This window comes from Streptomyces sp. Root1304 (assembly GCF_001426405.1).
Lineage (GTDB): Bacteria > Actinomycetota > Actinomycetes > Streptomycetales > Streptomycetaceae > Streptomyces.
The window spans coordinates 616,428-626,490 of sequence record NZ_LMEP01000001.1; the positions used below are offsets into that span (position 1 = coordinate 616,428).

Consider the following 10,063-nt stretch of genomic DNA (forward strand, 5'->3'; position numbering starts at 1 on the left):
CGGGGGATCCGGGGCCGGGTTACGCGCCGGCGCCGGCCTTGCGGCGGCGGGCGACGACCAGCGCGCCGGCGCCGAGGGCGACGGCCGCGGCGGCGGCGATGCCGACCGGGAGGGTGTTGTTCGCACCGGTGGCGGCGAGGGAGCCGTTCACCGGGGTGTTCGAGGTGCCGCCCTGACCGGTGGTGTTGGTGTTGCCACCAGTGCTGCCGGTGTTGGTGGGCGCCGGGGTGGAGGTCGACGGGGAGGGCGTCGGGGTGGGCTTCTCGCCCTTGGCCGCGAGGATGTCGAAGTTGACGGTCGCGTACTCCTTGCTGCTGCCGCAGGAGCCGTCGTTCTTCTCGTACGCGCCGACGGCGAAGGCGAGGCCCTCGCCGGCCGGGGTGTCGGCGTCGATCGTGAGGCGCAGCTTCACGTCGGCCTTGCCGCCCTTGGCCAGCTCACCGATGGTGATGGCGTCCTCGGTCTCGGCGGAGAGCTTCGTCCACGCCGGGTGGGAGGCGGAGGACCACTCGAAGGTGAGGAGGTCGTCGAAGAACTCCTCGTCGTCCTCGTCGATCTCGTCGTCGGAGCCCGGGATGTTCAGGGCGGCGGCGTAGGCCTGGACGGCCTTGAGGGTGTGGTCGGTGGTGTTGCTGACGCGCAGGGAGAAGAGCGCGGTGGTACCGGCGGTGACCGACTTGGGCCCGGTCATGGAGACCTTGACGGCGTCGTCCTCGGGGCACTCGTCGGGGCCGCCCTCCTCGAACTCCTTCAGGGCGGCTTCGGCGTCGGAGAGGTCCTTCTCGGCCACCAGGATGTCGGCGGCGAGCAGGCCGGCCTTCCGGGAGAGCTCGACCCTCGCGTCGTCGCAGGCGGTGTCGGCGTTCTTCTCGCGGAGTTCGGCGGCGACCGTACCGGCGACGGCCTCCTCGACCCCCGCCTTCGCGGTGGTGACGGCGGCGTCGGCGGCTGCCTTCTGCTCCTCGGTGGCGTCGGCGGGCAGGTCCTTCACGGCCTGCTCGGCGGCGGTGAGCGTCTCGTCGGCGGCGGTCTTCGCGGCCTTGGCGGCCTTGACGGCCTCCTTCGCGGCGGCCAGCTCGGTCTTCAGAGCCGGGTCGACGTTGTCGTCCTCGAGGTCCTTCACGACGGCCTTGCGCTCGGCCTTCAGCGCCTCGACCTTGGCCTCCGCCTTCTCGACGGCGGCGACCAGCTTCTCGTACTCGGCGAAGTCGTCGCCGTCGGGGTCGTCCTGCGTGGTGCCCTGGGTCTGGCCGGGCACGGCCGGGCCGGCCGCGAACGCGGGCGCGGCGGAGAGGAACACGACCGGGGTGGTAACTGCGGCGGCCACGGCGGTCGCGAGAATGCGGCGGATCTTCACAGTGCGGGACCTTTTTCCTGGTCAGGGAGGGGTGAGAGCAGTGCGGGGCGCGCACTCGCGGTAGGTTCACGCGGCGCGGCGCCTCTGCGATCGTATGGCCGGGAACGCCCCTGCGGGAGGCCCGTTTTCCCAGCTCGGGGCGGGGTCCGAGGCCGACGGGGACCGAATATCGGAGCAAGTCGGACAGTTGCCCACGGAGGCCGCACTTTCTGTGTGATCCATGTCATCCGCGCCCGACGGCCCGCCCCGTAACGTGTCCCCCACACCCGTGGAAAGCGAGGCAAGCACCGATGTCCGAGCACAGCCCGCTCGACCTGGCCGAGGGCGATCCCTTCGGCCCGCACAACCTCCCGTACGGCGTCTTCTCCACCGCCGACGAGCCCGACCGGCGCCGGCTCGGCGTCCGGATCGGCGGGCACGTGCTGGACGCGGGTGCCGCGGCGCACGCGCTCGGCTCCCCGTACGCGGCGCTGCTCGACCGGCCGAGCCTGAACCCGCTGCTCGCGGCCGGGCGGACCGCCTGGCGCGATGTGCGCCGGGCGCTCACGGCCTGGGTGACGGTGCCGGCGCACCGCGCGGACATCGAGCCGCTGCTGCACCCGCTGGACGCGGTGACGATGCACCTGCCGTACGAGGTCGCGGACTACGTCGACTTCTACGCGAGCGAGCACCACGCGACGAACGTGGGGAAGATCTTCCGCCCCGACGGCGACGCGCTCACCCCCAACTGGAAGCACCTGCCGATCGGTTACCACGGTCGCGCGGGCACGGTCGTGGTCTCCGGCACCGATGTCGTACGCCCCTCCGGGCAGCGCAAGACGCCCGCCGACGCGGCCCCGGTCTTCGGCCCCTCGGTCAAGCTGGACATCGAGGCGGAGGTCGGCTTCCTGGTCGGCACCCCGTCGGAGCTGGGCGCGCCGGTCCCCCTGGCGGACTTCCGCGAGCACGTCTTCGGTCTGACGCTGCTCAACGACTGGTCGGCGCGTGACGTGCAGGCCTGGGAGTACGTGCCGCTCGGCCCGTTCCTGGGGAAGTCGTTCCAGACCTCGGTGTCGGCGTGGGTGACGCCCCTGGAGGCGCTGGACGCCGCCAGGACCGCGCCGCCCGCGCGGGACTTCCCGCTGCTTCCGTACCTGGACGACGCGGCCGAGGAGGAGCCGGGCGGCTTCGACCTGCGGATCACGGTGGAGATCAACGGCGAGGTGGTGGCGGAGCCGCCGTTCTCCACCATGTACTGGACCGCCGCGCAGCAGCTCGCGCACATGACGGTGAACGGCGCCTCGCTGCGCACGGGTGACCTCTACGGCTCCGGCACGGTGTCCGGGCCCGAGGTGGACCAGCGCGGTTCGCTGCTGGAGCTCACGTGGAACGGCCGGGACGCGATCGACCTGGCCGGTGGCAGGCGGACGTTCCTGGAGGACGGCGACGAGGTCGTCCTCACGGCCTGGGCTCCGGGCCCGGACGGCACGCGGGTGGCACTGGGCGAGGTCCGGGGCCGGATCGTGCCTCGCGCCTAGTTACAGCGCCTGCCAGAGGGCGGGGACGTACGGCGGCTCCCAGCCGGTCTGGCCCGTGTGTGCCTGGAGGCACACATAGGTCAGGCCGCCGTAGGTGACCCTGTCCCCCGCCCGGTAGGCGGTCCCGGCGGCCCAGGTGCCGCCGGGCGGCTGGGTGGTCGCGGTGGCCGTGGGGGTGGGGCTGGGGCCGGGGTCCTGCGGCACGTTCAGGACGAAGTCGAAGGCCGCCTCCTTCGCGGCGCCCGCGTCCCGCACGTTCATGAGGAGCCGGGCGTCGAAGAGGCTGTCGGTGTTGTTGCGGGGCTCGCCCGGGAAGTACAGCTGGGTGGTGAGCACCGGGCGGCCGGGGGCCTGGATCTTGACGTGCAGGTGCCGGGTGCGGCCGGGGTAGAGGCCGGGCACGATCGTGGTGAGCTTGAACGCGCCCTGGGCGTCGGTGAACTGGTGGCCGCGGAAGCGGAAGCCGCTGTTGTCGTAGCCGCCGTTGGTGTCGGCCTGCCAGAAGTCGAGCAGGACGCCGGATATCGGCCGGCAGGCGAGCCCGAAGACATAGCCGCTGAAGGTCAGCCGGACACCGGCCGTGCCGGACTCCAGCAGGCTGGTGCGCAGGGGTGAGTTGGGCTTGAAGTAGGGGCCCTCCATCTGCGGCGGGGTGGGGTCGTCGCCGTCGTCGCACTCGGGGGTGAGCGCGGGCGCCGCCTCGCCGGCGGTGAGGGTACGGGCGAGTGCCGGTACGCCCATGAGTGCGACGGGGGCCGCCATGCCGGCCGCGAGGGCGGCCCGCAGCACCGCCTTGCGGGTGACGTGCCCGGTGCTGGTCTCGCTGTCCATGCCTGCTCCTCGTGTGGGGGCTGAGGGGGGAGGGGGATCGGCATCGAACCTAGGCCGGTGGGGCGGCGGGTTCGAGGGACGGAGCGGGGCGGTCGTGGTGTTTCCGGAAGGCTCCGGGGCTGGTGCCGGTCTCGCGGCGGAAGAAGCGGCAGAAGTACGCCGGGTCGCTGAATCCGGTCCGGGCGGCGACCTGACGGATCGACAGTCCGGTGCGGGCCAGGAGGCGTTGGGCCTCACGGGTGCGGGCCTCCCGGAGCAGCGCGCCGGGGGTGCGGCCGGTGGCGGCGCGGACGGCCTCCGTGAGGTAGCCGGGGGTGACGCCGAGCCGGTCGGCGTACGCGCGGACGGGCCGGCCCTCGGTCCCGGTGCGGGCGAGCAGCCGGGCGAACTCCGCGGCGACGGCGGCGGTCCGGCCGGGCGGCGGGACGCCGGGGCCGGGATCGGGGCCGGCCTCGGGGCCGGGGCCGGGCAGCCGGGCCGTACGGACCAGGAGGACGTGCAGCAGGGAGCGCAGGACGGTCGCGAAGCCGTCGGCGCCGTGCCCGTACTCCTCGACGAGTTCGGCCATCAGCCGGCCGGTGCGGGCGTGCGCGGGCCCGTCGAGGCTGATCCAGGGGCGTTCGCCGAGGCGGCGCAGGAGGTCGCGGTCGCCGGGGTGGTCGAGGAGGAACTCCTCGGTGAAGAGGACGACGCTGCCGTCGAGGCCGTGGGCGTCCTCCCAGTGGTGCAGTTGTCCGGGGAGGACGAGGCCGAGGTGGGGCGGGCTGATGTCCCAGCGGGCGAGGTCGACGACATGGGTGCCGGTGCCCGCGGTGACGTGGACGATCTCGTGGAAGGTGTGCCGGTGCGGGAAGGCGGCCCGGGCCATGGGACCGATGGTGTCGAAGGTCCCGGCGGCGAAAGGCACCCGGTCGGGCAGCCGGACCTCCAGCCGGTGCATGGGCGGGTCGCCGGCTCTCGGGGCGGCGCAGGGGGTCCCCGGTAACGCGGTGCTGTCGCGCATCGTGCCGCTTCTCCTCGTGGACGGAGGGCCAGGTGGTACAGACCATTGAGGCGCTTCACACGATGGCACGGACACCTCCGGCGGGTCACCCCCGCGTGCGGGGCGCCCCTTCGCCCGCCGCCACCCGGGGGTGGAGCGCCCCTGACCGCCCCCGGACACGCCGAAGGGCCCGGCTCGCCCCCGAGCCGGGCCCTTCGCGCGCGTGGCGTCTACCGGACGAAGACACTCGCCTGGTTGGCCAGGTCCAGGAAGTACTGCGGCGCGAGGCCGAGCACCAGGGTGACCGCCACGCCCGCCGTGATCGTGATCGTCGTCAGCGCCGACGGCACGGCGACCGTGGGGCCGTCCGCCTTCGGCTCGCTGAAGAACATCAGCACGATCACCCGGATGTAGAAGAACGCGGCGATGGCCGAGGAGATCACACCGACCACGACGAGCGCGCCCGCGCCGCCCTCCGCCGCCGCCTTGAAGACCGCGAACTTCCCGGCGAAGCCGGAGGTCAGCGGGATGCCGGCGAAGGCGAGCAGGAAGACCGCGAAGACCGCCGCGACGAGCGGCGAACGGCGGCCGAGCCCGGCCCACTTGGAGAGGTGGGTGGCCTCGCCGCCCGCGTCCCTGACCAGGGTGACGACGGCGAAGGCGCCGATCGTCACGAAGGAGTAGGCGCCCAGGTAGAACAGGACCGACGAGATGCCGCTCGGGGTGGCCGCGATGACACCCGCGAGCAGGAAGCCCGCGTGCGCGATCGAGGAGTACGCGAGGAGCCGCTTGATGTCGGTCTGCGTGATGGCGACGATCGCACCGCCCAGCATGGTGACGATCGCGACGCCCCACATGACCGGCCGCCAGTCCCAGGTGAGGCCGGGCAGCACCACGTACAGCAGGCGGAGCAGCGCGCCGAACGCGGCGACCTTGGTCGCGGCGGCCATGAAGCCGGTGACCGGGGTCGGGGCGCCCTGGTAGACGTCCGGGGTCCACATGTGGAACGGCACGGCGCCGACCTTGAAGAGGAGCCCCATGAGGACCATCGCGAAGCCGATGAGCAGCAGCACGTCGTTGCCCATGGTGTCGGCGAGCGCCGGGCTCACGGAGCCGACCGAGCCGTCGACGACCTGGGCGATGGTGGCGTACGAGACGGAGCCCGCGTAGCCGTAGAGCAGGGCGATCCCGAAGAGCAGGAAGGCCGAGGAGAAGGCGCCGAGCAGGAAGTACTTGACGGCCGCCTCCTGCGACATCAGCCGCTTGCGGCGGGCGACGGCGCAGAGCAGGTACAGCGGGAGGGAGAAGACCTCCAGGGCGACGAAGAGCGTCAGGAGGTCGTTGGCGGCCGGGAAGACCAGCATGCCGGCGATGGCGAAGAGGGCGAGCGGGAACACCTCGGTGGTGGTGAACCCGGCCTTGATCGCGGCCCGTTCGTGGTCGCTGCCGGGGACGGCGGCGGCCTCGGCGGCGAAGGAGTCGACCTTGTGGCCGTGGTCGGCCGGGTCGAGCCTGCGCTCGGCGAAGGTGAAGACCGCGACGATCGAGGCGAGGAGAATGGTGCCCTGGAGGAAGAGGGCGGGCCCGTCGACGGCGATGGCGCCCATGGCCGCGATGTGGGCCTTGGTGGAGCCGTAGCCGCCGGCGGCCAGGCCGACGATCGCGGCGAACGCGGCGACGAGCGCCACGACGCTGAGGAAGACCTGGCTGTGGTAGCGGCCCCTGCGGGGCACGAAGGCCTCGACGAGGACGCTGATGATCGCGGCGCCGAGCACGATGAGCACGGGCGAGAGCTGGGTGTACTCGATGTGGGGCGCCGGGATCTTGTCCAGCGGCCCGGCGGCGGTCGCCCACAGGCTGTGGACGGAGGATGCGACGGCGGATGTGCTCACTTGGCCGCCTCCACGTTCTGGATAGGCACAGAAGGCTGGGGATCCTTCTGCTGGACGTCGGACATGGTGTGCTGCACGGCCGGGTTGACGACGTCCGTCAGCGGCTTCGGGAAGACCCCGAGGAAGATCAGGACGGCGATCAGCGGGACGACCACCGCCAGTTCACGCACCCGCAGGTCGGGCAGCTCCCGGACCTCCTCCTTCACCGGCCCGGTCATCGTCCGCTGGTACAGGACGAGGGTGTAGAGCGCGGCGAGGACGATGCCGGTGGTGGCGATGACACCGGCCACCGGATACCGGGCGAACGTGCCGACCAGCACCAGGAACTCGCTGACGAACGGCGCGAGTCCGGGCAGCGACAGGGTCGCGAGGCCACCGATCAGGAAGGTTCCGGCGAGAACCGGGGCGACCTTCTGCACACCGCCGTAGTCGGCGATGAGCCGCGAGCCGCGCCGGGAGATCAGGAAGCCGGCGACGAGCATCAGCGCGGCCGTCGAGATGCCGTGGTTGACCATGTAGAGCGTGGCACCGGACTGGCCCTGGCTGGTCATCGCGAAGATGCCCAGGATGATGAAGCCGAAGTGCGAGATCGACGCGTAGGCGACCAGCCGCTTGATGTCCCGCTGGCCGACGGCGACCAGCGCCCCGTAGACGATGCTGATGAGGGCGAGGACGACGATCGCGGGCGTGGCCCACTTCGACGCCTCGGGGAAGAGCCCGAGGCAGAAGCGGAGCATCGCGAAGGTGCCGACCTTGTCGACGACGGCGGTGATGAGGACGGCGACCGGGGCGGTGGCCTCCCCCATCGCGTTCGGCAGCCAGGTGTGCAGCGGCCAGAGCGGCGCCTTCACCGCGAAGGCGAAGAAGAAGCCGAGGAACAGCCACCGCTCGGTGCTGGTCGCCATGTCGAGGGTGCCGTTGCCTCGGGCCTCGGCGATCTCGGTGAGCGAGAAGTTCCCCGCGACCACGTAGAGCCCGATGACGGCGGCCAGCATGATCAGGCCGCCGACCAGGTTGTAGAGGAGGAACTTGACGGCCGCGTACGAGCGCTGGGCCGCCGCGTTCTCGTCGGAGCCCGTGTGGGCGCGGTCGCCGAAGCCGCCGATGAGGAAGTACATCGGGATGAGCATGGCTTCGAACAGGATGTAGAAGAGGAAGACGTCGGTGGCCTCGAAGGAGAGGATCACCATCGCCTCGACCATGAGGATCAGGGCGAAGAAGCCCTGCGTCGGCCGCCACCTCTTCGAGGAGGTCTCCAGGGGGTCGGCGTCGTGCCAGCCGGCCAGCACGATGAACGGGATCAGCAGCGCGGTGAGCGCGATGAGCGCCACCCCGATGCCGTCGACCCCGAGTTCGTACCGGACGCCGAAGTCCTTGATCCAGGAGTGGGACTCGACGAGCTGGTAGCGGTCGCCGCCGGGCTCGAACCGTACGAAGACGACGGCGGCGAGCACGAGCGTGGCGAGCGAGACCAGCAGCGCCAGCCACTTGGCGGCGGTGCGGCGGGCGGCGGGGACGGCGGCGGTGAGGATCGCACCGACCGCCGGAACCGCTGCCGTCACCGTAAGGAGCGGGAAGGACATGGAAGTTACACCGCCCTCATCAGCAGGGTCGCGGCGATCAGCACCGCCGTACCTCCGAACATGGAGACCGCGTACGAGCGGGCGTAGCCGTTCTGGAGCTTGCGCAGCCGGCCGGAGAGTCCGCCGACGGCGGCCGCGGTGCCGTTGACGACGCCGTCGACCAGGGAGTGGTCGACGTAGACCAGCGAGCGGGTCAGGTGGGTGCCGCCGGTGACGAAGACGGCGTGGTTGAAGTCGTCCTGGAGGAGGTCGCGGCGGGCGGCCCGGGTGAGGAGCGAGCCGCGCGGGGCGACCACCGGGACGGGCCTGCGGCCGTACTGGAGGTAGGCGAGGCCGACGCCGATCACCATGACGGCGACGGTGGCGGTGGTGACGGCGGCGGCGCTGAGCGGCGAGTGGCCGTGCGCGAAGCCGGTGACCGGCTCCAGCCACTCGACGAACCCGGCGAACTCGAAGAACGCGCCTCCGGCGACCGAGCCGACGGCCAGCAGGACCATGGGGATGACCATGGACCTGGGCGACTCGTGCGGGTGGGGCTCGTGGCCTTCGGCGTCCGCCTGCCAGCGCTTCTCGCCGAAGAAGGTCATCAGCATCACGCGGGTCATGTAGTACGCGGTGATGGCCGCGCCCAGCAGGGTGACCGAGCCGAGGATCCAGCCCTCGGCGCCGCCCTTCGCGAAGGCCGCCTCGATGATCTTGTCCTTGGAGAAGAAGCCGGACAGACCGGGGAAGCCGATGATCGCGAGGTAGCCGAGGCCGAAGGTGACGAAGGTGACCGGCATGTACTTCCGCAGGCCGCCGTACTTCCGCATGTCGACCTCGTCGTTCATGCCGTGCATGACCGAACCGGCGCCGAGGAAGAGTCCGGCCTTGAAGAAGCCGTGGGTCACCAGGTGCATGATCGCGAAGACGTAGCCGATGGGGCCGAGGCCGGCCGCCAGGATCATGTAGCCGATCTGCGACATCGTCGAGCCGGCGAGGGCCTTCTTGATGTCGTCCTTCGCGCAACCGACGATCGCACCGAAGAGGAGCGTGACCGCGCCGACCACGGTGACGACGAGCTGCGCGTCCGGGGCGGCGTTGAAGATGTCGGCGGAGCGGACGATCAGATAGACACCGGCGGTCACCATCGTGGCCGCGTGGATGAGGGCCGAGACCGGGGTCGGGCCCTCCATCGCGTCCCCGAGCCAGGACTGCAGCGGCACCTGGGCCGACTTGCCGCACGCAGCGAGGAGCAGCATCAGACCGATCGCGGTCAGCTTGCCCTCGCTCGTCTCGCCGGTCGCCCCGAGCACCGGCCCGAAGGCGAAGGTGCCGAAGGTGGTGAACATGATCATGATGGCGATGGAGAGGCCCATGTCGCCGACCCGGTTGACCAGGAAGGCCTTCTTCGCGGCGGTGGCCGCGGTGGGCTTGTGCTGCCAGAAGCCGATCAGGAGGTACGAGGCGAGGCCGACGCCCTCCCAGCCGAAGTACAGGAGCAGGTAGTTGTCGGCGAGGACGAGCAGGAGCATCGCCGCGACGAACAGGTTCAGGTAGCCGAAGAACCGGCGGCGGCGCTCGTCGTGCTCCATGTAGCCGATGGAGTAGACGTGGATGAGCGTGCCGACCCCGCTGATCAGCAGGACGAAGGTCATCGACAGCTGGTCGAGCTGGAAGGCGATGTCCGCCTGGAAGCCCTCGACGGGGATCCAGGTGTAGAGCGTCTGGTGCAGGGCCCGGTCGTCGGCGGCCTTGCCGAGCATGTCGGCGAAGAGCGTCAGGCCGATCACGAAGGAGACGGCCGCGAGCAGCGTGCCGATCCAGTGCCCGATCCTGTCGAGCCGCCGACCGCCGCAGAGCAGGACGGCGGCGCCGAGCAGGGGTGCCCCGACGAGCAGCGCAATGAGATTTTCCACGGT

At 71.4% G+C, this 10,063-nt stretch carries 7 protein-coding genes; 1 reads left to right on the top strand and 6 read right to left on the bottom strand.

Annotated elements, in window-relative coordinates; genetic code table 11:
* Nucleotides 1-19: 19 nt before the first annotated feature.
* Complete coding sequence (locus tag ASD33_RS02805) at nt 20-1,357, bottom strand: LPXTG cell wall anchor domain-containing protein (protein ID WP_056552580.1); 1,338 nt, start codon at nt 1,355-1,357, stop codon at nt 20-22.
* Nucleotides 1,358-1,647: 290 nt separating this feature from the next.
* Here ASD33_RS02805 and fahA point away from each other — a divergent pair, with 290 nt between their 5' ends.
* Nucleotides 1,648-2,874 (top strand): fumarylacetoacetase, encoded by a 1,227-nt coding sequence (fahA, locus tag ASD33_RS02810; RefSeq protein ID WP_056552583.1) that lies wholly within the window; start codon nt 1,648-1,650, stop codon nt 2,872-2,874.
* Here fahA and ASD33_RS02815 read toward each other — a convergent pair whose 3' ends face one another.
* From ASD33_RS02815 to nuoL, 5 genes are all read right to left on the bottom strand, one after another.
* Complete coding sequence (locus ASD33_RS02815) at nt 2,875-3,705, bottom strand: carbohydrate-binding protein (RefSeq protein ID WP_056552586.1); 831 nt, start codon at nt 3,703-3,705, stop codon at nt 2,875-2,877.
* A gap of 49 nt (nt 3,706-3,754) precedes the next feature.
* Entirely contained in the window at nt 3,755-4,708 is a 954-nt protein-coding gene (locus ASD33_RS02820; RefSeq protein WP_056552590.1) for a helix-turn-helix domain-containing protein, read from the bottom strand.
* A 209-nt stretch (nt 4,709-4,917) separates the two neighbouring features.
* The gene (gene nuoN, locus ASD33_RS02825; protein WP_056552593.1) at nt 4,918-6,579 is read right to left on the bottom strand and encodes an NADH-quinone oxidoreductase subunit NuoN; all 1,662 of its coding nucleotides are present in this window, start codon (nt 6,577-6,579) and stop codon (nt 4,918-4,920) included.
* Nucleotides 6,576-8,162 carry an NADH-quinone oxidoreductase subunit M gene (locus ASD33_RS02830; RefSeq protein WP_056552596.1) on the bottom strand — a complete coding sequence of 529 codons (1,587 nt, stop codon included), beginning with the start codon at nt 8,160-8,162 and terminating at the stop codon, nt 6,576-6,578. Before ASD33_RS02830 ends, nuoN begins: the two co-directional genes overlap by 4 nt.
* A 5-nt stretch (nt 8,163-8,167) precedes the next feature.
* The gene (nuoL, locus tag ASD33_RS02835; RefSeq protein WP_056552599.1) at nt 8,168-10,060 is read right to left on the bottom strand and encodes an NADH-quinone oxidoreductase subunit L; all 1,893 of its coding nucleotides are present in this window, start codon (nt 10,058-10,060) and stop codon (nt 8,168-8,170) included.
* Nucleotides 10,061-10,063: the final 3 nt, after the last annotated feature.